A 23,203-nucleotide genomic window follows, 5' to 3' on the forward strand; every position below is an offset into this window, starting at 1 on the left:
GATGTTGTTATCCGAGGACTAGAAGCGGTCCGCCCGCAGCGGGGCGATGTCGAGGGACGGGGCGCGTCCGGCGATGAGGTCGGCAACGATCCGCCCGGTGCCGGCGCTTTGCGTCAGGCCGAGATGGCCATGGCCGAAGGCATAGACGATGCGCTCGCTTGCCTTCGAGCGGCCGATAATCGGCAACGAATCCGGCAGCGAGGGACGGAAGCCCATCCATTGCGTGCCGCCGGAGGTCTTCAGCCCCGGCAGGAAGGCGGCGGCCTTTTTCAGCATCGCCTCCGAGCGCCTGAAATTGGGCGGCAGCTTCAGTCCGCCGAGTTCCACCGCGCCACCGACGCGGATGCCGGTCGACAGCGGCGTGACCACGAAGCCGTGCCCGCCGAAAGTGAGCTGGCGGTGCAGATCGAAGGCGCCGGGCGGCAGGGTGGTGTTGTAGCCGCGCTCGGTCTCCAGCGGGATGTGATCGCCGAGGCCGGCGGCGAGCGGACGCGACCAGGCGCCCCCGGCAATGACCGCCTGGGCAGCGTCGATCGCCGTGCCGTCGCGCAGCTTCATGCGCGCGCCGGTTTCGCTGGACGCCACCGACACCACCTCGCTATGGGTGATCGCCCCGCCGCGCGCCATCACCGCATCGAACAAAGCGAGCGCGAAGTGATAGGGATCGTCCACCGTCTTCCAGTGCGGCGTGAAGGTGCCGGCGACGAAGCGCGACGCGAGGCCGGGCTGCAGCTCGGCGAGGCGGGCGCCGCGCACATGCTCGAAGGCGATGCCGGCGCGGGCGCGCGCCTCCCAACCCGGCTGCGAGGCGGCGAGCTCGGCCTCGCTCTCGTAGAGCTGGAGATTGCCGTCGGCGCGGACGCGGTCGCCGAGCCCTGCCTCGCGCAGCATCGCCTCCATCGCGACAGAAGCCACACGCATCAGCTCGCCCTGCACCCTGAGGCTGCGGCCATAGCGGTCCGGCAGGCTCGCCCGCCAGAAGCGGATGAGCCATGGCAGAATGTTAGGCAGGTAGGATGGCGGGATGGCGAGCGGGCCCAGCGGGTCCATCAGCCATTTCGGTGCCCTGCCGATGATGCCGGGCGAGGCGAGCGGCAGGATGTCGGTGAAGGCAAAGGCGCCGGCATTGCCGCGGCTGGCACCATCCGCGACCGAGCCGCGCTCGACGAGGCGCACCCGGCGCCCCTCGCCCTGCAGGTGAAACGCAACGGCGAGGCCGACAATGCCGGCCCCCACGATCACCACCTCGTCGCTCATTATCCCTGTCTTCTCATGATCTCTTCCGTGCGGATCGGCTGTTGTGGGTTCCGGGGAAGAGATGATCTTACCGCTCTTTGATTCACCCCTCCCCGGTGTGGAGAGATGGCCCGCAAAGCGGGTCGGAGAGGGGTGACGACATCGGCAGCATTACTGCCCCCCTCTCCCCGACGGGGAGAGGGAGCCTCGTCGCTCGGCTTGTCCCGCCTCACGCCGCCTTGGCGAGCAGCGGGCGGTTGGCAAGCGCCTCGGCGACTAGCTTTTCCACCTCGGCGCGGCGGGCGCCCTCCAGCGGCAGGCGCGGCGCGCGCACCGTCTCGGTGGTGCCCGTCACCAGCGCCTCGACCAGCTTCAGGTTCTGGACGAGGTAGGTCGAGACATCGAGATCGAGCAGCGGGCGGAACCAGCGATAGAGCGCCAGCGCCTCGTCATAGCGCTTCGCCTTGATCAGCCGGTAGATGGCGACCGTCTCCTCCGGGAAGGCCACGACCAAGCCGGCCACCCAGCCTACCGCGCCGGCGGTGAGCGCCTCGAAGGCGAGGTTGTCGACGCCGGTGAACACGTCGTAGCGGTCGCCGAAGCGATTGATGATCTCGGTGGTGCGGCGAATGTCGTCGGAAGATTCTTTAATCGCCACGAAGCGCTTGTCGGCGGCAAGTTCGTCCATGATCTCCAGCGTCACGTCGACCCGGTAGGCGACGCGGTTGGAATAGATCATCACCGGCAGGTCGGCCGCCTCGGCGATGGTGGAGAGGGTGGCCACCGTTTCCTTCGGATTGGTGTGGTAGACGAGGCTCGGCACGATCATCAGCCCGGTGGCGCCGGCCTTGGCGGCGCGCTCGGCGAGGCTGGCGCAGTCGCGGGTGGCGGCGTCGGCGATGGTCATCAGCACCGGCCGCCCACCGGCGACGCTCTTGGCCACATGCAGCACGTCGAGCCGCTCGTCATGCGAGAGCATCGGGCCCTCGCCAAGCGAGCCGTTGACGATCAGGCCGTCGACACCGGCCGAAATCTGGTAGGCGAAACAGCGCTCCATCTCCTTGATGTCGAGCGTGTCGTTCGGGGTGAACTTGGCGGTGACGGCGGGGAGGATGCCAGACCACATGGCGGTGAAACTCCTGTCGGACGTGAGATTCAAAGGACGGATTCGAGGAAGGCGCGGCTTCCGGCTATCGCGGCAGGCCGATCATCGGGCCGATGGCCCGATCGCGCGGGTCTTCCCCGTGAAAATATGCGGCTCGGTCGGAGAGATTCCACGGGACGCGGACACGCGCGATCCGGAAATCGACCTCCCTCGCCAACAGCAAGAGCTTCCAATTTTTGGATCCAAGATGCAATATCCTTTTCATTACCACGCTGCGGCATTATTGGGCAGAGCGAGGAACGGCGGCGGCCGGCGCGGATTGCGGGTTCATGCGGCAGCAGGTAGAGCGAATGGCGGATGCGCGGGAGACGGCAACTGGTGAAAGTAAAGGCAACCGACATCGCGCAGATGCCATCGCCCGCCGACGTGATCTTCGATGCGCTGCGCGAGGCGATCGCCAAGGGTGACATTTCCGAAGGCCAGGTGCTGCGCCAGGACCACATCGCCCGCATGTTCAACATCAGCCGCATCCCGGTGCGCGAGGCGCTGACCCGGCTCGAGGAACAGGGACTGGTCTCCACCCAGCGCTATCGCGGCGCGGTGGTGACCACGTTGTCGATCGCGGAGATCCGCGAGGTGTTCGAGTTCCGCGCCCTGCTGGAGCCGGAGATCCTGCGCCATTCCATTGAACGCCTGTCGCCGGAAGCACTTGAGCGCGCCAAGGAATTCGCCCACGCCTTCGCCACCGAGCCGGAATCCTCGCGCTGGGGCGACCTCAACCGGCGCTTCCATTACAGCCTCTACGAGCCGGCCGGGCGGCCCTATTATCTGCAGACCATCTCGACCGCGCTCGACCGCGTCGACCGCTATCTGCGCGCCCAGCTGGTGCTGACCGATGGCATGGCACGGGCGCGGCGCGAGCATCAGGGCATTCTCGACGCCTGCATCGCCGGCGATTCCGAGATAGCGATGCGGCTCACCCGCGAGCATATTCTAGGCGCCGCCGATTCCCTGGTCGCCTTCCTGATCAGAACTCGCGCGCAGGAGAGCTCAGAGCGATGACGCTTCCCGACAACGTCACCCGCATCGGCAGCACCGATGGCGAGGAACTATACGAGGTCGCCCTCACCGCCGCCTCCGGCGCCAGGGCGCGGGTGCTGAGCTGGGGAGCGACGCTGCGCGACTTGCGGGTGCCGGGGCCGGACGGCTCGCTGCATCCCGGCGTGCTCGGCTTTACCGAACTCCAGCGCTATCTCGCCAACCCCTCCTATCTCGGCGCCACCTGCGGCCGGGTCGCCAATCGCATCGGCGGCGGGCGCTTTACCGTGGACGGCCGGAGCTACGAACTCGCCCGCAACGAGCGCGGCGTCACGCATCTGCATGGCGGCACGCGCGGCTTCTCGCACCGGCCGTGGACGATCGCGGCGGTCGACGAGGACACCGTCACCTTCGCGCGCACCGCGCCGGACGGTGAAGAGAGCTATCCGGGAAACCTAGATCTTTCATGCACTTATAGGCTTATCTCGCCCGGTACGCTCCGCGTGGAGATGGAGGCGCGCAGCGACGCGACCACGCCGGTGAACCTGGCACACCACTCCTATTTCACCCTCGACCCCCGCCGCTCCTCGCATGAACTCGTGGTGGAGATCGCCGCCAGCCGCTACACGCCGCTCGATGCGCTGAAGGTGCCGACCGGCGAGATCGCTGCCGTCGAGGGCACTGGCTACGATCTGCGCAGCCCCCGCCGCCTCGGCGATGCGGGCATCACCTACGACATTAATTTCGTGCTCGATCAATCACTTGGCGAGCTGCGCTTCGCTGCCCGCGTGGCAAGCCCGCGGAGCGGCCGTACGCTGGAGGTGTGGACCACCGAACCGGGATTGCAGCTCTACGACGCCTCCATGCTGGCGGAGACCGACAAAGGCCTCGACGGCCTAACTCACGGTAAACACGCCGGAATCTGCCTTGAGGCGCAGAATTTCCCCGACGCGGTGAACCATCCGGGCTTCCCCTCCCCCTGGCTCGGGCCGGGTGAGCTGTACCGTCAGGTCACCGAATATCGCTTCAGCTGACGGGTTCGGCGACGAAGCCGGCGCGGGCGGCGCGTACCGCCTCGACGATGAAGCTCTCCACCTCGCGAATGCGACGCAGCTCATGCACGTCGGCATGGGCGACCAGCCAGTAGGAACGGCGAAAGCTGTGCTCCGGCAACAGCTTGACGAGCTCGGAGTGCCGCTGCGCCGCGTAGTCGTGCAGGATGCCGACCCCCGCCCCGGCCCGCACCGCCTCCATCTGCCCGACCACGCTGGCGCATTCGATCCGCCGCGCCTCGATGGCGCGGAACGTCTCGAAATAATCGAGCGCCGGCGAGTAGAGCAGGTCCTCGACATAGGTCACCAAGGTGCGTCCGGTGAGTGCGGTGAGGTGGCCGATCGGGCCAGTCCGCTCCAGATAGTCCGATGCGGCGTAGATGCCGAGGCTGTAGTCGGTCAGCTTGCGGGCGACCAGCCGTCCCTCATGCGGGCGCTGGAGGGTCACCGCGATGTCGACCTCGCGCTTGGGCAGCGAGAAGCTCCGCGGCAGCGGGGCGAGCTGGATGGTGAGCCCGGGATAGCGCTCCGCCAGCTCCCCCAGCCGGGGGGCGAGGAAATAGACGCCGAACCCGTCCGGCGCGCCGATGCGCACCGTGCCGGAGAGCGCGAGATTGGCGTTGCCCAGCGCCGACTGCGCCTGCAACAGCTCGGTCTCGATCTTCTCGGCATGTTCGAGCAGCCGCTCGCCGGCGGGGGTGAGGGCGCTGCCGGTGGTGCGGCGCGCGATGAGCTTCGCCCCCAGCCCGGTCTCCAGCGCGCCGATACGACGGCCGACAGTGGCGTGGTCGAGCCCGAGCTGGCGGGCCGCCGCCAGCATCTGGCCGGCCCGCGCCACCGCGAGGAAGACGCGCAGATGGTCCCAATCCATGGCCGCAACCCAGCTTATGGAAATCCTGCACAACGGATGCGAAAACATCGTCGTTGAGTTGATCCGATTTCGCAAGCACAACGGCGCCGGAACAAGGCACCAGAGGAGGCATCCATGGCGGTGATCGGGCACTATATCGACGGCAAGCAGGTGAACACGGCGGGACGCACATCCTCGGTGTTCAACCCGGCGACCGGCGCGCAGTCGGGCGAGGTATTGCTGGCCTCCGCCGCCACGGTGGGCGAGGCGGTGGCCGCCGCCAAGGCCGCCTTCCCGGCCTGGGCCGACACGCCGACGCTGACCCGCGCCCGCATCATGTTCAAGTTCAAGAACCTGCTCGATCGCGACATCGACAAGCTGGCGGAAGCGATCACCCTCGAACACGGCAAGACCTTCGAGGACGCCAAGGGCGAAGTCACCCGCGGCATCGAGGTGGTGGAATTCGCCTGCGGCATCCCGCATCTGCTGCGCGGCGACTTTACCGAGCAGGTGGCGCGCGGCGTCGACGTGTTCTCGGCCCGCCACCCGGTCGGCGTCGTCGCCGGCATCACCCCGTTCAACTTCCCGGTCATGGTGCCGATGTGGATGTTCCCGGTGGCGCTGGCCTGCGGCAATTGCTTCGTGCTGAAGCCCTCCGAAAAGGACCCGACCCCCTCGCTGATGCTGGCCGAGCTGCTGGCCGAGGCCGGCCTGCCCAAGGGCGTGTTCAACGTGGTGCAGGGCGACAAGGAAGCCGTCGACTCGCTGCTGACGCATCCCGATGTCGCCGCGGTGAGCTTCGTCGGCTCCACCGCCATCGGCGAATATGTCTACAAGACCGCCTGCGCCCACGGTAAGCGCGCCCAGGCGCTGTGCGGCGCCAAAAACCACCTGGTGGTGATGCCCGACGCCGACCTCGACAAGACCGTCGACGCGCTGATGGGCGCCGGCTACGGCTCGGCCGGCGAGCGCTGCATGGCGGTCTCCGTCGCGGTGGCGGTCGGTGGCGTCGGCGACGCGCTGATGGAGAAGCTGGTGCCGAAGGTGCAGGCGCTGAAGGTCGGCCCCGGCATGGACGCGGACAGCGAGATGGGCCCGCTGGTGACCAGGGAGCACCTCGCAAAGGTGCGTGGCTATGTCGACGACGGCGTCGCCGCCGGCGCCAAGCTGGTGGTGGACGGCCGCGGCCTCAAGCTGCAGGGCTATGAGGACGGCTATTTCCTCGGCGGCTGCCTGTTCGACGAGGTGACCCCGGAGATGAAGATCTACAAGGAAGAGATCTTCGGCCCGGTGCTCTCGGTGGTGCGGGTGCCGGACTATGAGGACGCGCTCCGGCTGGTGAACGACCACGAATATGGCAATGGAGCCGCCATCTTCACCCGCGATGGCGACGCCGCCCGCGCCTTCGACCGCGATGCCAAGGCCGGCATGATCGGCATCAACGTGCCGATCCCGGTGCCGGTCGCGTTTCACTCCTTCGGCGGCTGGAAGCGCTCGGTGTTCGGCGACCGCAACGTCTACGGCATGGAAGGCGTCGGCTTCTACACCAAGATGAAGACCACCACCGCCCGCTGGCCGACCGGCATCCGCGCCGGCGCCCAGTTCGTCATGCCGACGACGGGAAGCTGAGGGGCGCTCCCGGACACCGGGTGCGAATCCGGCTGACAGATGCGAATGCCCGGCGATGAGCCGGGCATTTTCGTTTGGGTCGCTCCGCTGCGGCGGCGGAATGGCCGAGGGCGTCCCTAATCCGGGAGCCTCCCTCTCCCCGCCGAGGAGAGGGCTGGGGTGAGGGGTCTTCCCCGCCTCCCAATGTTGTCCCCCCTCACCGACCCGCTACGCGGGCCACCTCTCCCCCACGGGGAGAGGAAAGTTGAAGAAGGCGCGGCCAGTGGGGCCTCACTCGCTTTGCGTGGCGGGCGGTGTGCCGGCGGGGGGCGCAATGCGGCTGAAGGTGACGGCGATGACCATGCTGCCGGCCACCGCAATCACCAGCAGCGCCATCGCGGCAATGAAGAAGCCCTTGCGGAGATGTGTCTGCACCTGATGCCTCACTGTTCGCCCGGATCGCAAAGCGCGCCGGCCACTGGGCCTTCCGCTGCCTCGCGGCGATCCGGTGGTCATCGATCCCAGCTCGCCTCGTCCTAGCGCTTCATGTCCGGGCAGACATAGGGCACCTTCGCCACCGCATAGCGATGCTCGACAACGTCCTTGCCCGCCTTGACCTTCAGCGTCAACTGCGTCGGCGATACCGACGCCACCCTGGCGGTGATGGTGGCGCCATCCTCGTCCCAGGCGATCGCGTCCGGCGCCGTGCGGCTCCATTTGCGCAGCGCATAGGTCTCCCAGCACGAATCCATCAGCAGCGTGCCGTCGGGCAGGAACACCAGCATGGTGCCGGGCAGATCGGATGCCGGCCTGGTCTCCACCCAGACGCGGCCGACCAGCGGATCGGCGGCCACCGGCTGGGCAGCCGAGGCGGCGCCCGCACCGGCAAGCGAGAGGCCGAGCGCGAGAAGGGCGGCTCTGAGGGGGTGCGGCATGGTCGTCTCCGTTCGGCGGAAGTGGGGCCGGGTGCGCACCGGCGCAAGGCGGAGCGGCACTGCCCCGCGCGCAGTGAATCACCCACGCTGCTGCCGCTATCCGTCAGCAGGGCTGCGGCTATAATGCGGCATGTCCCGTTCCGAACGCCTGTTCGATCTGTTGCAGGTGCTGCGCCGCCACCGTCGCCCGGTGAGCGGGCGGGCGCTCGCGCAGGAGATCGGGGTCAGCCTGCGCACGCTCTATCGCGACATCGCCAGCCTGCAGGCGCAGGGCGCGACCATCGAGGGCGAGCCGGGCGTCGGCTATGTGCTGCGGCCCGGCTTCCTGCTGCCGCCTTTGATGTTCACCCCGGAAGAGATCGAGGCGCTGGTGCTGGGCTCGCGCTGGGTGGCCGGGCGCGCCGACGGGCGGCTGGCCGAGGCGGCGCTCAGCGCGCTGGCCCGCATTGGCGCGGTGCTGCCGCCCGATCTGCGCGAGGAGATGGAAGGCACGTCGCTGTTCATCGCGCCGGGAGCGCCGATCCCCGCCGATGCCATCGACCCGGCGCTGCTGCGCAAGGCGATCCGCACCGAGCGCAAGCTGCTGCTGAGCTATTGCGACGCCAATGCCGCGGCGAGCGAGCGGGTGGTCTGGCCGTTCGCGCTGGCCTTTTTCGACCAGGTGCGGCTGCTGATCGGCTGGTGCGAGCTGCGCGGCGACTTCCGCAGCTTCCGCACCGACCGCATCGCCACCGCCGACATGCTGGAGGCGCGCTACCCCATCCGCCGCGCCGAGCTGGTGACGCGGTGGAAGCAGTGGAAGCACGCGCAGCCGCGTGAGGGCGAGAGCCAGGGCGAGGCTGGCACCGCCCCGGCCCGCTTTGCCGAGGAGCCGCACGACGCCGCATGATGCTGACGGAAACATGATGCTGACGGAAATTGGCAGCATGGGATCGTAGGCTGCCCGCCTTCACCACATGGCCGAATTGGGGGCGATCATGATCGACGCCAGCAACCTGTTTCTCTACGTGAACGATCCCCGCGCGAGCGCCCGCTTCTATGGCGAGGTGCTGGAGCGCCCGCCGGTCGAGGCGGATGCCGGCTTCGCGCTGTTCGCGCTGTCGCCCGGCCTAGGGCTCGGGCTGTGGCGGCGCGACGGGGTGAAACCGACGCCGCATCTGCGCTCCGGCGGCAACGAGATCGGCTTCAAGGTGGCGGACGCCGCCGCCGTCGACGCCACCTATGAGCGCTGGGCGAAGATGGGCATTCCCATCGCCCTGCCGCCGACCGACCTCGATTTCGGCCGCAGCTTCGTCGCGCTCGATCCCGACGGCCACCGGCTGCGGGTCTATGCCAAGGCGGAGGGGTGAGGCATCCCGCTGGTTCCACCCTCTCCCCGACGGGCAGAGGGTGGTCTCGTGCCCGGACGATCCCGTTCGGATCTAGCCCCGCTCGCGGCCGAAGTCCGGCGCTGCCGTCTCCTGGCCGATCTCGATGATCGAGCGGCGGATGGCGCGGGTGCGGGTGAACAGGTCGAACAGGGTCTCCCCCTGCTCCCAGCGGATCGCCCGCTGCAAGGCGATCAGGTCCTCGGTGAAGCGGCCGAGCACCTCGATCACCGCCTCGCGGTTGTTGAGGAACACGTCGCGCCACATGGTGGGATCGGAGGCGGCGATGCGGGTGAAGTCGCGGAAACCGCCGGCCGAGTATTTGATCACCTCGGAGGAGGTGACCTTTTCCAGATCCGCCGCCGTGCCGACGATGTTGTAGGCGATCAGGTGCGGCACATGCGAGGTGATGGCCAGCACCAGGTCATGGTGCTCGGCGGTCATGGTCTCGACATTGGCGCCTAGCGCCGTCCACAGCGCCGTGACCGCCTGCACCGCCCCCGCATCCGCGTCCTCGGGCGGGGTGACGATGCACCAGCGATTCTTGAACAGCGTGGCGAAGCCGGCATCCGGGCCGGAATATTCGGTGCCCGCCACCGGGTGGGCCGGCACGACATGCACGCCCGACGGCAGATGCGTGCGCAGGGCGTTCAGCACCGCGCCCTTCACCGAGCCGACATCGGAGACGATGGCGCCGGGCTTCACATGCGGGCCGATGGCCTGCGCCACCGCGCCCATGGCGCCGACCGGCACGCAGAGGATGACGAGATCGGCGTCCTTCACCGCCTCGGCGGGCGTCGCCGCCACCTCGTCGGCGATGCCGAGCTCGGCGACGCGGGCCCGCACCTCCGGCGCCGCATCATAGGCGACGCTGACCTCGGCGAGCCGGCGGGCATCGGCCGCCCGCAGGATCGAGGAGCCGATCAGGCCGAGGCCGATGACGACTAGCCGGCCGATCATCGGCCGGGGAAGCGGCGGATCAAGCACCATGGCCGGCTTCCCCCTTCGGCTCCTTGCCGAGGAACTCGGCCAGCACGGCGACCAGCAGGCGGTTGGCCTCCTCGGTGCCGATGGTGAGGCGCAGCGCGCCGGGCAGGCCATAGGCATCCATCCGCCGCAGGATCAGGCCCCGCGCGGAGAGGAAGGCATCGGCATCCGGCGCGCGCTTGCCGTTGGCGTCGGGGAAATGCACCAGCACGAAATTGGCGACGCTCGGCGTCACCACCAGGCCGAGCGCCGTCAGTTCGGCCGCCATCCAGGCCAGCCACCGGTCATTATGGGCGACGGCGGCCTCGACATGGGCGGTGTCGTTGATGGCGGCGGTGGCGGCGGCGATGGCGGCGGCGTTGACGTTGAAGGCGCCGCGGATGCGGTTCACCGCGTCCACCACCTCGGCCGGGCCGTAGAGCCAGCCGACGCGCAGCGCCGCCAGGCCGTGGATCTTGGAGAAGGTGCGGAGCATGGCGACGTTGCGGGTGGTCGCCACCAGCTCGATGCCGGACTCGTAGTCATTGCGGCGGACATATTCGGCATAGGCGGCGTCCAGCACCAGCAGCACATGCGGCGGCAGTCCGCGCTGCAGCCGGCGCACCTCGTCGAACGGCAGATAGGTGCCGGTCGGATTGTTGGGATTGGCGAGGAAGACGATGCGGGTCTTCGCCGTCACCGCCGCCAACAGGGCGTCGACATCGGTGGTGAGGTCGCGCTCGGCGGCGATCACCGGGGTGGCGCCGGCCGCCAGCGTGGCGATGCGGTACACCAGGAAGCCATATTGCGAATAGATCACCTCGTCGCCCGGACCGGCATAGGCGGCGGCGATGAGGGTGATCAGTTCGTCCGAGCCGGTGCCGCAGACCAGCCGAGCGGGATCCAGCCCATAGGCCGCGCCGATGGCCTCGCGCAGCCGGGTCGAGGAGCCGTCCGGATAGAATTCCAGCGCGTCGGCGGCGTGGAACGCCTCGCGCGCCCTGGCGCTGGCGCCGAGCGGGTTCTCATTGGCCGAGAGCTTGTAGACCTTAACGCCGCCGCCCGCCTGCGCCTTGCCGGGCACATAGGCCTCGATCGCCAGCACGCCCGGACGCGGGACGGGACGATCGGAAACGGGCGTGGTCGACATGATGGAACTCCGGCAGCGGACGGGAACGGAATTGGCTTTGCCTAACGGTCGATATCTTGGAGCGCGGCGGACACTTCACCTCTCCCCATTGGGGAGAGGTGGCCCGCCGCGGGTCTCGCCTTCGGCGAACCCGAGGACAGGCTCCGCGGGCCGGCGAGGGGAGATGACATTGGGAGCCGCCGAGCCCCCTCACCCCACCCCTCTCCCCCACGGGGAGAGGGAGTTGCGGCGCGCAGCGTGATCACCGACCGGCTCCCATGGGCACATGGGTATAGCGGCGGGCATGCGAGCCGACGAGGGCGGCGGAGCGCACTGAGGCGCCGCAGGCCCTGAGCGCGCCGAGCACGGTATCGAGCCCGACGTCGGGCGTCGCCTCGCCCGCCCGCTCTCCCGTCTCCGGCCCCGCCAGCGGCAGCGAGATGAGCAGCGCCGCGCCGTCGAGGCCGCGATCCGGTACCGCCAGCGTATCGGCCAGCGGGGCGAGTGCCCGCGCCGCGCCGGCATTCCAGCCGGCGACCCGCACGCTCCACATCTCGACCTCGGTCACCGCGCCATCGGTCACCGGATGGGCGATGCAGAAGGCCGGCAGGCCGGCGGGATGATCGGCCCGTTCGACGAAAGGCAGCCGAGCGATGATCTTCGGCGTGTTCTCGCCCTCGAGCGCCGTCCACCATGGCCCGGTGCCAGGCGGGGCGAAGGCGGGAACCAGCCCGAGATCGCCCTTCGAGCCGGCGACCGCACTCACCACCGCGCCGGCACCCATATGGGCGACGAAGGGCACGGTGAAGCCGAAATGGAAGCGCGAAGTGTCGCGCATCGCGGCTTCGCCGGAGGCGAGGTCGGCATGCACGGCATAAGGCGCCTGCACATAGGTGAAGGTGGAGATGATGACGCGCCAGATGCCCTCGACGGTGTCGAGCGGGAGAATGCCGCGATGCCTGTCGGCGATCATCCGCATCATCGCGGCCTCGCGGGCCGGGCGGAAGGCGGAGCCGCCCTCGGTGGCACGGGACCGCTTCACCTCGACCAGCCGGTCGATGATCTCGCCACGCTCGATCAAAAGCGCGTGCATGGCGGCATCGATGCGGTCGATCTCGGAGCGCAGCCCGGCCAGCGCCGCGGCGGGGTCCACGGCGGCGGGAACGGCGGCAGACAGGCTCTTCACGGATATATCGTCGGGCGCGGTCATCGCCCGTTCTCCTAGACCCGCGCGGGCGCGGCGCAAACCAAAATCTGCATCGCCGCCGCGGAAGCGCCGCGAATCCGGCCCACGCTGCTATTGACAAGAGGTGGCTGTGGGATCATCGGATCGTCCGTTATTCCGAACCCTTCGTCCGGTAAGACGGTTGAAAATGTCCGACAGCGACAATGTGCACGTCCTGCGGCCGGCGGCGCGCCCGACAATGGGCGAGACGGCCGGCTCCGCCCAGGGACCGCAGGCCCAGGGACCGCAGACACACGGCCAATCCACCACCCCGGCGAGCGGCCGGCCCCTCGGCGAGCCGGCGCCCGCCGACGCCCGCCCGGTGGGGCCGAGCCGCGCCTATGAGGCGCTCGCCCGCGCGCAGGCGGATTTCCCGCAATCCGAACTGGTGCATTTCGGCGCCGACAAGCCGCTGACCCTCGACGCCGGCGTCACGCTCAGCCCGTTCCAGATCGCCTACCAGACCTATGGCAAGCTGAACGCGGAAAAATCCAACGCCATCCTGATCTGCCACGCCCTCTCCGGCGACCAGCATGCCGCCAATGTCCACCCCGTCACCGGCAAGACCGGCTGGTGGGAGACGCTGATCGGGCCGGGCAAGCCGATCGACACCAACCGCTTCTTCGTCATCGCCTCCAACGTGCTCGGCGGCTGCCTCGGCACCACCGGCCCGTCCTCGATCAACCCGAAGACCGGCTTTCCCTACGGGCTCGACCTGCCGGTGGTGACCATCCGCGACATGGTGCGGGCGCAGGCGATGCTGATCGACCATCTCGGCATCGACAAGCTGCTGGCGGTGGTGGGCGGCTCCATGGGCGGCATGCAGGTGCTGCAATGGGCGGCGAGCTACCCCGACCGGGTGTTCGCCGCCATGCCGATGGCCGCCGCCGCCCGGCATTCGGCGCAGAACATCGCCTTCCACGAGGTCGGCCGGCAGGCGGTGATGGCCGATCCCGACTGGCGCGGCGGGCGCTATCTTCTGGAGGGCACCAGCCCGCGCAGCGGCCTCGCCGTGGCACGCATGGCCGCGCACATCACCTATATGTCGGATTCCTCGCTGCACCGGAAATTCGGCCGGCGGCTGCAGGACCGCGACGGGCGCACCTTCTCCTTCGACGCGGATTTCCAGGTGGAGAGCTATCTGCGCCACCAGGGCGAGGCCTTCGTCGACCGCTTCGACGCCAATTCCTATCTCTATGTCACCCGCGCCATGGATTATTTCGACCTCGCGGCGGATTATGGCGGCGTGCTCGCCAACGCCTTCAAGGACACCAGGACCCGGTTCTGCCTGGTGTCCTTCACCTCGGACTGGCTGTTCCCCACCGCCGATTCGCGGGCGGTGGTGCATGCGCTGAACGCCGCCGGCGCCTCGGTGTCCTTCGCCGAGATCGAGAGCGACAAGGGGCATGACGCCTTCCTGCTCGACGAGCCGGAGCTCACCGCCATCACCCGCGGCTTCCTCGACAGCGCCGCCCGCGCGGTGGGGGTGGCGTGATGAGCCCGCGCGACCTTGTCATCCAGGACCTGACGATGAAGGAGGCGGCCCGCGCCGCCTCCGGCAAGCGCGTCGACCTGCTGATCATCGCCGATCTCGTCGAGCCGGGCTCGCGGGTGCTCGATGTCGGCTCCGGCGACGGCGAGCTGCTGGAGCTGCTCGCCACCACCCGCGGCTGCGATGCCCGCGGCATCGAAATCTCCCGCGCCGGGGTGAATGCCGGGGTGGCGCGCGGCCTTGCCATCATCCAGGGCGACGCCGACATCGACCTCGCCGACTATCCCGACGACAGTTTCGACTATGTGATCCTGTCGCAGACGCTGCAGGCGACGCGCCGGCCGAAATGGGTGCTGGAGCAGATGCTGCGCGTCGGGCGGCGGGTGGTGGTGTCGATCCCGAATTTCGGCTTCTGGCGGATGCGGCTCGACCTGCTGCTCAACGGCCGCATGCCCTCGACCGAGAACCTGCCCTATAGCTGGTACGACACGCCGAACATCCATTTCTGCACCATTCGCGACTTCGTGGCGCTGGTGGAGGAAGTCGGCGCCCGCATCGAGAGCGCCACCGCGCTGAACGGCTATGGCCAGAAGGTGCGGTTCAACCTGCCCTGGTCGGTGTGGAACCTGCTCGGCGAGCAGGCGGTGTTCCTGCTGTCGCGAGGGAAGTGAGGGGCGAAGCCTCAGCGCGCGAGGCGGCGGGCGAGAAAGCCCTGCATGTCGCGGCGGCCGTCGGCGACGCCATAAACAACCACGCCGGCCTCCTCGACCCGATAGACGATCCGGTAGAGGCCTACATGGATTTCCCGGAAGTCCTTGACGCCCAGAGGCTGCAATTCGACCGGGACATTGCCGCGGAACGATTGCTCGGCCAGCGAATGACAAGCCTCCTGCAATCGGCCCAGCACCAGTTCCGCCCGCAAAGCCGAGTCGTTCGCCGTGATATAGGCGTAGAGAGCCAGCATGTCCTCGCGCGCGTCGCCGGCGATCAAAACGCGCCGCTTCATCGGTCAGGCCGGCTTCACGCGGCTGCGGATCTCGGTGAAGGCCTCGTCGATGGCCTGGACATCGCCTTGCTTGACCCGCTCCCCGGTGGCGAGGAGCGCCTTCAGCATGGCGATGCTCTCCTGCATCTCCTCATAGCTGTCGATGTCCTGCAGCACCGCTTTCGCCTCGCCATTCACGGTGATGATGAAGGGCTGCTGGTGCTCGCCGAGCTTCTGGATCACCTCGGCGGCGTTGGCTTTCAGGTAGGAGATCGGCTTGATGCGCTCGGAAAGCTTCATGGCGGGCCTCGCATGGTCGAACCGGATAAGGTCTGAATATAGACCGAATAAAGTCGGCTCGCGAGTCCTCAGCCGCCCGCCGGCTGCGGCGCCAGAACCGGCTCCAGCACCGGGGCCAGCACCCTTATGCGCGCGCGGCGCTTGACCGCCACCGGCCGGTAGACCTGCTTGGTGGCCTCGACGATGTGCACGCCGGCGAAAAGCGGCGCCAGCACGCCGCCGACCCGCTCCCATGCCACCGCCGAGCGCAGGAACCAGGTGCGCGCCACCGGCGGCACATAGAGCGCCTCGCCCCAGCCGACCGGGGTGAACAGCGCCTCGCGCAGCAAGGCGGTGATCTGGCTGCGCGAATAGGGACGGCCATGGCCGAAGGGCGTGTTGTCCACCCGCGCCCACACGCCGCGGCGGTTCGGCACCACGCACAGCAGCCGCCCGCCCGGCGCCAGCACCCGCCACACCTCGCGCAGCACCTCGGCGGCATCCGGCGTGTATTCGAGCAGATGCACGGCGATCACCCGATCGATCGAGGCGGCCGGCAGCGGCAGTTCGCTCTCATCGACGAGAGCGGCCAGCGTGGGCGCGCGCGAGGGCCAGCGGGTGACGCCCTGCGCCGCCGGCATGAAGGCGAGCGCCCGCTCGCACTCCTCGCGGAACACGCCGAGATAGGGCGTCGCGTAGCCGATGCCGAGCACGGACAGCCCGCGCACATTGTCGAAGCGCTGGCGCACCGCACGGCCGACCAGCCGGCGCGCCACCACGCCGAGCGGCTGGGCGTAGAAACTGCGCAGATCGACGACGTCGGGATACATGGGGCTCCTTGGCGCAGGTACCGGCACGGCCGCGATCGGCGCGGCGACTTCACCTATATAAGCGGCGACGCCTTGAAATCCTCGCCTTTTTGCGCCACATAGGCGCTGCATGCGAGACGGAGGGGCGAATGTGCCCCTGAAAGCCGTGCTCGTATCGGGGCCGCGTCGCTCGATTTCCGCTTCGGCATTATGCCGCGGCAGTCTTCGGCCCCTGATCATCCGGTTTCGCCGACGTCCCAGGCCACGCGGGGTGTCCACCATCCCCGCGACGGGCGGTGCGCACGATAATGGCGCATGGCCGGATGTCGCCCCCATGAAAGAACGTTCTTTGACCTCTTTTTCCGAGCTCGGCCTCGCCGAGCCCCTTCTGAAGGCGCTGGCGGAAGCCGGCCACGAGACTCCCACCCCCATCCAGGCCCAGGCCGTGCCGCAGGTTATCGCCGGCCACGACCTCGTCGGCATCGCCCAGACCGGCACGGGCAAGACGGCCGCCTTCGCGCTGCCGATCCTGCAGCACCTCGTCACTGAGCGGCGCCGTCCGGAGCGCCGCACCTGCCGCGCCCTGGTGCTCAGCCCGACCCGCGAGCTCGCCGGGCAGATCCTCGAGAGCTTCCGCAACTACGGCAAGCACATCCGGCCTTCCACCGCCCTCGCCATTGGCGGCGTGCCGCTCGGGCGCCAGGCGCGTTCGCTGATGAACGGCGTCGACGTGCTGGTCGCCACCCCCGGCCGCCTCGTCGATCTCATGGAGAACGACGCGGTGCGGCTGAACGAGGTCGAGGTCTTCGTGCTCGACGAAGCCGACCAGATGCTCGACATGGGCTTCATCCACGCCATCCGCGCCATCGTGGCGAAGCTGCCGGCCAAGCGCCGCAACCTGTTCTTCTCGGCCACCATGCCGAAGGAGATCGAGAAGCTGGCCGCCGCCCTGCTCACCGACCCGGTGCGCGTCGCGGTGACGCCAGTGGCCAAGACCGCCGACAAGATCGAGCAGAAGGTGTTCTTCACCGATCGCGCCGGCAAGCCGGAGCTGCTGATCGAGGTGCTGCAGGGCGAGGGGCTCGACCGCGCCTTGGTGTTCTCCCGCACCAAGCACGGCGCCGACCGGGTGGTGAAGGGGCTTGCCGGCGCCGGCATCGCCGCCGAAGCCATCCACGGCAACAAGTCGCAGCCGCAGCGCGAGCGGGCGCTGGCCGCCTTCCGCGAAGGCAAGGTGAAGGTGCTGGTGGCGACCGATATCGCCGCGCGCGGCATCGACGTGCCCGGCGTCAGCCACGTCATCAATTACGACCTGCCCAACGTGCCGGAGAGCTATGTCCACCGCATCGGGCGGACGGCCCGCGCGGGCGCGGACGGCATCGCCATCTCGCTGTGCGACGGCGAGGAGCGCGCCTTCCTGCGCGACATCGAACGGCTGATCAAGCTCACCATCCCAAGCGTCGACCGCCGCGGCGAGAGCCGCCGCGAGGGGCGCCCGGTGCGCGAAGGCTTCCGCGACGAGCGGCCGCCGCGCGAGGAGCGCGGCGGGCGTCCGGGTGGGCGTTCCGGTCGCCCCGGCGGTCGTCCCGAATATCGCGGCGGCGAAGCACGCGCGGAAGGCCGCCCCGGCGAGCTGAGCGGCGTCGGCTTCATGCAGCCGGCGCGCGGAGAGCGTCCGCGTCACGAAGGCGGTCGCCATGATGGGCCGCGCCACGACGGCCCGCGGCCGGAGCGGCCGCGCCAGGACCGTCCCCGCCACGAGGGCGTGCGCCAGGATGGTGCCCGTCACGAGGGCGGGCGCGGCGAGCGGTCGTGGAAGTCGCGCGGACCGGCGCGCTGAGACAGGTTCCGCAAGGGTCCGGCGGACCCTTGCGGGCCGAACACCCGGCCGCCGAAAGCACTTTCCTGTCGATCCGGCGATTTGAGCCGGCCGGGACGGGCTTTGGGCGAGACAAAGCGCTGGAGTCAGGGTATTTGCCCTGACCACAGGCTCGAAAAAGCTTCGACAAGGAGAGCCAGGAATGGCGAAAGAGGAACTGCTCGAGTTCGACGGCACCGTCACCGAGGTGCTGCCCGACGGAAACTTCCGCGTCGTGCTCGACAACGAACATGAAATTCTCGCCTATGCGGCGGGCAAGATGAAGAAGAACCGCATCCGCACCATCGTGGGCGACCGCGTGGTGGTGGAGATGTCGCCCTACGACCTCGAGCGCGGGCGCATTAATTTCCGCCACAAGACCGGCGGCCCGACCCCTCCGGTCGGCTCCGGCCAGCGCCGCCCGCCGCCGGGTCGCCGTCGCTGAGCGCCTGACGCCTGAGCGCCACGTCTGAGCGCGACGTCTGGCGACAGGCTGCGCGCAGCGCCGGTCGCTCATCGGCGCGCCGCCTTGCGCGGCGGAAGCGGGCGGCTTCGTTCCTCTTCGACAAATGTCTCGCCCCGCCGGATCCCGGATCCGAGCGGGCGTTTTGACGTGTATCGGCCGGCCTTGCCGTGAGCCGGCCTCAGGCGCCCTTGACCGTTGCCGACGACGGACGGGAGCGCGGCCCTGTCCTGCCGGGCGCTCTGCCGGGCGCCCTGCCATGCGCCTTGCCCGGCGGCCGGCCCGTCCCGCCCGGCTCCAGCCCAAGAGCCTGGGCCAGCCCCAGCGGGCGCTCGCGCGGCTCGGAGAGATCGAGCTCGTCGGCGACATGGGCGATATGCGCGCGCATGCGCCGCGCCGCCAGCTCGCCATCGCCCGCCTCGATGGCCTCCAATATGTCGGTGTGCTCGTGCGGCGGACAGGCGGCGTGCTCGCCGCGCGCATAGAGCAGGATGGCGAGCGAGGACAGCGCCTGCAATTCGGTGAGCAGCCGCACGAATACCGGATTGCCGGCCGCTTCGGCGAGCGCGATGTGGAACTCGCCGGTGAGCCGCACCAGCGTCGCCCGCTCCCCGGCGGCGCGGGCCTCGTTCTCCATCGCCACATGACGGCGCAGCCGCGCCACCGCCGCCGCCGCGCAGCCGCAGGCGGCGGACGCGGCGATCTCCGGCTCCACCACCGCGCGGGCGTCGAGCACATGGCGCGCATCGGCGCGGCTCGGTGCCGCGACGAAGGCGCCGCGATTGGGCTGGTGCTCGACGATGCCGTCCTGGGCGAGCCGCGCCAGCGCCTGACGCACCACGGTGCGGCTGACGCCGAACAATTCGGCGACGCGCTCCTCGGTCAGCTTCTCGCCCGGATGCAGGCGCCGCTCGAAGATCGCCTGCAGGATGCGTGCCCGGATCGGCGCTTCCGAGCGCCCGCGCTCCGAGACAGGGCTATCGACGACTGGCTGGTCCATGTTCCTCCGCGGCGCAGCGCCGGCTGGCGCTCCAGATTAAGCACCTTCCGGGCTGGCGCGCCATGCTTCGCAGCGGCGCCGCGCCAACAGCCCGCGCTAACAGCCCGCGTTCCCTGGGCCCGCGCGCGGGCCGAGCGGGCTATGGCGTCATATCGGCCAGTCGGCCTCGCGCCAGGCGGAATCCCAGAACATCCATTCCAGCTTGCTGGCATGGGCATAGGCACGGTGCATGCGGGTGCGCACCGTCGGCGAGGAGGCTTCCGCCGCGCGATCGGTCGCGGTGATCACCGCCCGAACCGCCTCGTGGAACTCCTCGCCGGCATAAGTGTCGATCCAGGCATCGTAGGGATTGGGACGCACCGCGCGGCCGAGAATGTCGCGGCCGATCTCGGCATAGATCCAGAAGCACGGCAGCAGCGCCGCCAGCACCACCGGATAAGGCTCGGCATGGGCGCTGGCGATCAGGAAGCTGGAATAATGGTGGCAGACCGGCGACATCGCCGTCGCCTCGAAGCTGGCGGGGGAGATATCGAACGCGCGGAAGAAATCGGTGTGCAGCGAGCGCTCGACGATCACCGCCACCTTGGCCGCCTCGGCGAACTGCACCAGCCCGTCGGCATCATCCGCCTTGGCCGCGGCCACCGCCAGCGCCCGGCCGAAGGCGATCAGGTAATGCGCGTCCTGCACCATGTAATGGCGGAAGCGGCTGACCTCCAGCGTGCCCGCCGCCAGCGCCTCGTTGAACGGCATGGTGCGGATCGCCTCATAGATGGCGAGATTGCCCTGCCAGGCTTCCCGGCTGAAGCGAGGAGCGGCGTCGAGCGGCGTGGCGGCATTCATCGCGTGTCTCCCGGACATGAAAAAGGCCGTCTTGCGGACGGCCTCGTTTCGTCATGCATCGGCGGCCCGCCGCGCGGGCGCCGATCAGTGCGTGGTGCGCCCGTCGGCTTCGATGGCGGCGGCCGTGGTCTTCAGTGCGTCGAGCACGGTCTGGCGCTTGAGGCGGGTGGCGTCGTCGCGGGCATCCTCGACGTCTTCCTGCGCGTCCTTGATCATCTGCGCCAGCTTGCCGGCGCTGAGCTCGGCGAGCGGCACCGCAGTTTCCGCCAGCACGGTGAGGCCCTGCGGATTCGCCTCGGCGAAGCCGCCGCGCACGAACAGCTTCTGCACCTTGCCGTCACCCTTGATGGTGAGCACGCCCGGCTTCAGCACCGAAACGAAGGGCGCATGGCCGGCGAGCACGCCGAACTCGCCCTCGGCGCCGGGAACGACCACCTCGCTCACCGAGCCCGCATAGACGAGCTTTTCCGGCGAGACCAGTTCGAACGGGAAATTGGCCATGGTTCCTCCAGCGCCAGCAACAGAGAGGCTATGCCTCGGCGGTGTGTCGGCCGGCCCTCACGCGGAAGGCCGGAACCGGATCACGCCGCCGGGGATCACGCCGCCTCGGCGGCCAGCTTCTTGCCCTTCTCGATCGCCTCTTCGATGGTGCCGACCATGTAGAAGGCCTGCTCCGGGAGGTGATCATACTTGCCTTCCACCAGGCCCTTGAAGCCCTTGATGGTGTCGGCGAGGTCGACAAGCTTGCCGGGCGAACCGGTGAAGACTTCGGCGACGTGGAAGGGCTGCGACAGGAAGCGCTCGATCTTGCGCGCGCGTGCCACCGTCAGCTTATCTTCCTCGGAGAGCTCGTCCATGCCCAGGATCGCGATGATGTCCTGCAGCGACTTGTAGCGCTGCAGCGTCTGCTGCACCTGGCGCGCCACCGTGTAGTGCTCCTCGCCGATGACCAGCGGCGAGAGGATGCGCGAGGTCGAATCGAGCGGGTCCACCGCCGGGTAGATGCCCTTTTCCGCGATCGAGCGCGACAGAACGGTCGTCGCGTCGAGATGCGCGAAGGAGGCGGCCGGCGCCGGGTCGGTCAGGTCGTCGGCGGGCACGTAAATGGCCTGCACCGAGGTGATCGACCCCTTGGTGGTGGTGGTGATGCGCTCCTGCAGCGCGCCCATGTCGGTGGCGAGCGTCGGCTGGTAGCCCACCGCCGAGGGGATGCGGCCGAGCAGCGCCGACACTTCCGAACCCGCCTGGGTGAAGCGGAAGATGTTGTCGACGAAGAACAGCACGTCCTGGCCCTGATCGCGGAAATGCTCGGCGACGGTGAGGCCGGTCAGCGCGACGCGGGCGCGGGCGCCCGGCGGCTCGTTCATCTGGCCATAGACCAGCGCGCACTTCGAACCGGCCGAGGAGCCGTTATGCTCGTGCGGGTCGACGTTCACCTTGGACTCGATCATCTCGTGATAGAGATCGTTGCCCTCGCGGGTGCGCTCGCCGACGCCGGCGAACACGGAGTAGCCACCGTGCGCCTTGGCGATGTTGTTGATCAGTTCCATGATCAGCACGGTCTTGCCGACGCCGGCGCCGCCGAACAGGCCGATCTTGCCGCCCTTGGAATAGGGGGCGAGCAGGTCCACCACCTTGATGCCGGTGACGAGGATCTCGGCCTCGGTCGACTGGTCGGCATAGGACGGCGCATCCTGGTGGATGGCGCGCTTGGCCTCGCCGACCACCGGGCCGAGCTCGTCCACCGGCTCGCCGATGACGTTCATGATGCGGCCGAGGGTGGCCTCGCCGACCGGCACCATGATCGGCGCGCCGGTGTCGGACACCGGGGTGCCGCGGACCAGACCCTCGGTGGAGTCCATGGCGATGGCGCGCACGGTGTTCTCACCGAGATGCTGGGCCACTTCCAGCACGAGGCGGTTGCCTTGGTTGGTGGCTTCCAGGGCGTTCAGAATCGCCGGGAGGTGGTCTTCGAACTGCACGTCAACGACGGCGCCGATGACCTGGGTAATGCGTCCGTTGGTGTTCGCCATCTTCGCGTCCTTTGTCCTTGACCGCGCTGTCGTCAGAGCGCTTCGGCGCCGGAAATGATTTCGATCAGTTCTTTGGTGATCTGGGCCTGACGTGTGCGGTTGTAGATCAGCGTCTGCTTCTTGATCATGTCACCCGCGTTGCGGGTGGCGTTGTCCATGGCGCTCATGCGGGCGCCCTGTTCCGACGCGCCGTTCTCCAGCAGCGCCGTGAACACCTGCACCGCCAGATTGCGCGGCAGCAGGTCGGCGAGAATCTCGTTCTCGTCCGGCTCATATTCATAGGTGGCCACAGCGCCCTCGGCGACGACCGCCGTCGCCGGGAAGGTCGCCGGGATGATCTGCTGCGCGGTCGGGGTCTGCGAGATCACCGACTGGAAACGGCTGAAGAACAGCGTCGCCACGTCGAACTCGCCGGCCTGGAACATCGCCGTGACCTTCTCGGCGATCGCCTGGGCGTCGGCGAAGGTGACGCCCTTATTGGCGCGCAGCTCGACGAACTCGACGATCTGCTTCTCGAACTGGCGGCGCAGCGGCTCATAGCCCTTGCGGCCGACGCAGAAGATCTTCACCGTCTTGCCCTGGGCGAGCAGCGCGTTGGCGCGATCGCGGGCGAGGCGGACGATCGACGAGTTGAAGGCGCCGCACAGGCCGCGCTCGGCCGTAAGCACCAGCAGCAGATGCACGTTGTCCTTGCCGGTGCCGGTCAGCAGCAGCGGCGCGTCCGGTCCGCCGGAAACGGCGGACGCGATGTTGCCGAGCACGGCTTCCATGCGCTGGGCATAGGGCCGCGCGGCTTCGGCGGCCGACTGGGCGCGCCGCAGCTTGGCGGCGGCGACCATCTGCATCGCCTTGGTGATCTTCTGCGTCGCCTTCACCGAAGCGATGCGGTTGCGCAGATCCTTGAGGCTGGCCATCTACCCTCGGCTCCCGTGC

25 protein-coding genes are annotated in these 23,203 nt (G+C 68.9%); 9 read left to right on the forward strand and 16 right to left on the reverse strand.

The window, feature by feature from the left end; all coding sequences use genetic code 11:
- Positions 1 to 18 precede the first annotated feature (18 nt).
- Both J2X65_RS09020 and J2X65_RS09025 read right to left on the reverse strand, forming a co-directional pair.
- Positions 19 to 1,257, reverse strand: coding sequence for an FAD-dependent oxidoreductase (locus J2X65_RS09020; RefSeq protein WP_310200413.1), 1,239 nt, complete (start codon positions 1,255 to 1,257; stop codon positions 19 to 21).
- Between the two features lie 208 nt (positions 1,258 to 1,465).
- A complete protein-coding gene (locus J2X65_RS09025) occupies positions 1,466 to 2,362 on the reverse strand; it encodes a dihydrodipicolinate synthase family protein (RefSeq protein ID WP_310200415.1) in 897 nt (298 codons plus the stop codon).
- Between the two features lie 357 nt (positions 2,363 to 2,719).
- Here J2X65_RS09025 and J2X65_RS09030 point away from each other — a divergent pair, with 357 nt between their 5' ends.
- Together J2X65_RS09030 and J2X65_RS09035 are read left to right on the forward strand one after the other, a co-directional pair.
- Complete coding sequence (locus tag J2X65_RS09030) at positions 2,720 to 3,403, forward strand: GntR family transcriptional regulator (protein WP_310200417.1); 684 nt, start codon at positions 2,720 to 2,722, stop codon at positions 3,401 to 3,403.
- On the forward strand, positions 3,400 to 4,413 hold the full coding sequence (locus J2X65_RS09035; protein WP_310200419.1) for an aldose epimerase family protein: 1,014 nt from the start codon (positions 3,400 to 3,402) through the stop codon (positions 4,411 to 4,413). Before J2X65_RS09030 ends, J2X65_RS09035 begins: the two co-directional genes overlap by 4 nt.
- Here the strand turns inward: J2X65_RS09035 and J2X65_RS09040 are convergent.
- Positions 4,406 to 5,302, reverse strand: coding sequence for a LysR family transcriptional regulator (locus J2X65_RS09040; protein WP_310200421.1), 897 nt, complete (start codon positions 5,300 to 5,302; stop codon positions 4,406 to 4,408). The genes J2X65_RS09035 and J2X65_RS09040 overlap by 8 nt on opposite strands.
- A gap of 114 nt (positions 5,303 to 5,416) precedes the next feature.
- Here J2X65_RS09040 and J2X65_RS09045 point away from each other — a divergent pair, with 114 nt between their 5' ends.
- Positions 5,417 to 6,910: a CoA-acylating methylmalonate-semialdehyde dehydrogenase gene (locus tag J2X65_RS09045; RefSeq protein WP_310200423.1), complete on the forward strand. Its 1,494-nt coding sequence runs from the start codon at positions 5,417 to 5,419 to the stop codon at positions 6,908 to 6,910.
- A gap of 270 nt (positions 6,911 to 7,180) precedes the next feature.
- Here J2X65_RS09045 and J2X65_RS09050 read toward each other — a convergent pair whose 3' ends face one another.
- Together J2X65_RS09050 and J2X65_RS09055 are read right to left on the reverse strand one after the other, a co-directional pair.
- Entirely contained in the window at positions 7,181 to 7,324 is a 144-nt protein-coding gene (locus tag J2X65_RS09050; protein ID WP_310200425.1) for a hypothetical protein, read from the reverse strand.
- Positions 7,325 to 7,425: 101 nt separating this feature from the next.
- Positions 7,426 to 7,824: a hypothetical protein gene (locus J2X65_RS09055; RefSeq protein WP_310200427.1), complete on the reverse strand. Its 399-nt coding sequence runs from the start codon at positions 7,822 to 7,824 to the stop codon at positions 7,426 to 7,428.
- Between the two features lie 130 nt (positions 7,825 to 7,954).
- Between J2X65_RS09055 and J2X65_RS09060 the strand changes: the two genes are divergently transcribed.
- Together J2X65_RS09060 and J2X65_RS09065 are read left to right on the forward strand one after the other, a co-directional pair.
- Entirely contained in the window at positions 7,955 to 8,713 is a 759-nt protein-coding gene (locus tag J2X65_RS09060) for a YafY family protein (RefSeq protein ID WP_310200428.1), read from the forward strand.
- 88 nt (positions 8,714 to 8,801) lie between these two features.
- A complete protein-coding gene (locus J2X65_RS09065) occupies positions 8,802 to 9,173 on the forward strand; it encodes a VOC family protein (RefSeq protein ID WP_310200430.1) in 372 nt (123 codons plus the stop codon).
- Between the two features lie 72 nt (positions 9,174 to 9,245).
- Here the strand turns inward: J2X65_RS09065 and J2X65_RS09070 are convergent, their stop codons facing one another.
- The 3 genes from J2X65_RS09070 to J2X65_RS09080 all read right to left on the reverse strand — a co-directional run bounded on the left by J2X65_RS09070 (position 9,246) and on the right by J2X65_RS09080 (position 12,496).
- Entirely contained in the window at positions 9,246 to 10,181 is a 936-nt protein-coding gene (locus J2X65_RS09070) for a prephenate/arogenate dehydrogenase family protein (RefSeq protein WP_310200432.1), read from the reverse strand.
- Positions 10,171 to 11,307 (reverse strand): histidinol-phosphate transaminase, encoded by a 1,137-nt coding sequence (locus J2X65_RS09075; protein ID WP_310200434.1) that lies wholly within the window; start codon positions 11,305 to 11,307, stop codon positions 10,171 to 10,173. The genes J2X65_RS09070 and J2X65_RS09075 overlap by 11 nt, the downstream gene beginning before the upstream one ends.
- 241 nt (positions 11,308 to 11,548) lie before the next feature.
- Positions 11,549 to 12,496, reverse strand: a complete 948-nt coding sequence (locus J2X65_RS09080) for a chorismate mutase (protein ID WP_310200436.1) — start codon at positions 12,494 to 12,496, stop codon at positions 11,549 to 11,551.
- Positions 12,497 to 12,659: 163 nt separating this feature from the next.
- Between J2X65_RS09080 and J2X65_RS09085 the strand changes: the two genes are divergently transcribed.
- Both J2X65_RS09085 and metW read left to right on the forward strand, forming a co-directional pair.
- On the forward strand, positions 12,660 to 14,006 hold the full coding sequence (locus J2X65_RS09085) for a homoserine O-acetyltransferase (RefSeq protein WP_310200438.1): 1,347 nt from the start codon (positions 12,660 to 12,662) through the stop codon (positions 14,004 to 14,006).
- A complete protein-coding gene (gene metW, locus J2X65_RS09090; protein ID WP_310200440.1) occupies positions 14,006 to 14,674 on the forward strand; it encodes a methionine biosynthesis protein MetW in 669 nt (222 codons plus the stop codon). The genes J2X65_RS09085 and metW overlap by 1 nt, the downstream gene beginning before the upstream one ends.
- Before the next feature lie 11 nt (positions 14,675 to 14,685).
- Here metW and J2X65_RS09095 read toward each other — a convergent pair whose 3' ends face one another.
- From J2X65_RS09095 to J2X65_RS09105, 3 genes are all read right to left on the reverse strand, one after another.
- Complete coding sequence (locus J2X65_RS09095) at positions 14,686 to 14,994, reverse strand: type II toxin-antitoxin system RelE/ParE family toxin (RefSeq protein WP_310200442.1); 309 nt, start codon at positions 14,992 to 14,994, stop codon at positions 14,686 to 14,688.
- Between the two features lie 18 nt (positions 14,995 to 15,012).
- Positions 15,013 to 15,288 (reverse strand): type II toxin-antitoxin system Phd/YefM family antitoxin, encoded by a 276-nt coding sequence (locus J2X65_RS09100; RefSeq protein ID WP_310200444.1) that lies wholly within the window; start codon positions 15,286 to 15,288, stop codon positions 15,013 to 15,015.
- Between the two features lie 68 nt (positions 15,289 to 15,356).
- Positions 15,357 to 16,097 carry a class I SAM-dependent methyltransferase gene (locus J2X65_RS09105; RefSeq protein ID WP_310200446.1) on the reverse strand — a complete coding sequence of 247 codons (741 nt, stop codon included), beginning with the start codon at positions 16,095 to 16,097 and terminating at the stop codon, positions 15,357 to 15,359.
- A 313-nt stretch (positions 16,098 to 16,410) separates the two neighbouring features.
- Between J2X65_RS09105 and J2X65_RS09110 the strand changes: the two genes are divergently transcribed.
- Both J2X65_RS09110 and infA read left to right on the forward strand, forming a co-directional pair.
- Positions 16,411 to 17,916 (forward strand): DEAD/DEAH box helicase, encoded by a 1,506-nt coding sequence (locus J2X65_RS09110; protein WP_310200447.1) that lies wholly within the window; start codon positions 16,411 to 16,413, stop codon positions 17,914 to 17,916.
- A 181-nt stretch (positions 17,917 to 18,097) separates the two neighbouring features.
- Complete coding sequence (infA, locus tag J2X65_RS09115) at positions 18,098 to 18,379, forward strand: translation initiation factor IF-1 (RefSeq protein WP_144341050.1); 282 nt, start codon at positions 18,098 to 18,100, stop codon at positions 18,377 to 18,379.
- Between the two features lie 199 nt (positions 18,380 to 18,578).
- Here the strand turns inward: infA and J2X65_RS09120 are convergent, their stop codons facing one another.
- The 5 genes from J2X65_RS09120 to J2X65_RS09140 form a co-directional block, all read right to left on the reverse strand.
- Positions 18,579 to 19,397, reverse strand: coding sequence for a GntR family transcriptional regulator (locus tag J2X65_RS09120; RefSeq protein WP_310200450.1), 819 nt, complete (start codon positions 19,395 to 19,397; stop codon positions 18,579 to 18,581).
- Positions 19,398 to 19,544: 147 nt separating this feature from the next.
- A complete protein-coding gene (tenA, locus tag J2X65_RS09125) occupies positions 19,545 to 20,237 on the reverse strand; it encodes a thiaminase II (protein WP_310200452.1) in 693 nt (230 codons plus the stop codon).
- An 84-nt stretch (positions 20,238 to 20,321) separates the two neighbouring features.
- A complete protein-coding gene (locus tag J2X65_RS09130; protein ID WP_310200454.1) occupies positions 20,322 to 20,738 on the reverse strand; it encodes a F0F1 ATP synthase subunit epsilon in 417 nt (138 codons plus the stop codon).
- 95 nt (positions 20,739 to 20,833) lie between these two features.
- On the reverse strand, positions 20,834 to 22,270 hold the full coding sequence (atpD, locus tag J2X65_RS09135) for a F0F1 ATP synthase subunit beta (protein ID WP_310200456.1): 1,437 nt from the start codon (positions 22,268 to 22,270) through the stop codon (positions 20,834 to 20,836).
- Positions 22,271 to 22,302: 32 nt separating this feature from the next.
- Positions 22,303 to 23,184, reverse strand: a complete 882-nt coding sequence (locus J2X65_RS09140; protein ID WP_310200458.1) for a F0F1 ATP synthase subunit gamma — start codon at positions 23,182 to 23,184, stop codon at positions 22,303 to 22,305.
- Between the last annotated feature and the right edge of the window lie 19 nt (positions 23,185 to 23,203).

It is taken from the genome of Ancylobacter sp. 3268, assembly GCF_031456575.1.
Classification (GTDB): domain Bacteria; phylum Pseudomonadota; class Alphaproteobacteria; order Rhizobiales; family Xanthobacteraceae; genus Ancylobacter.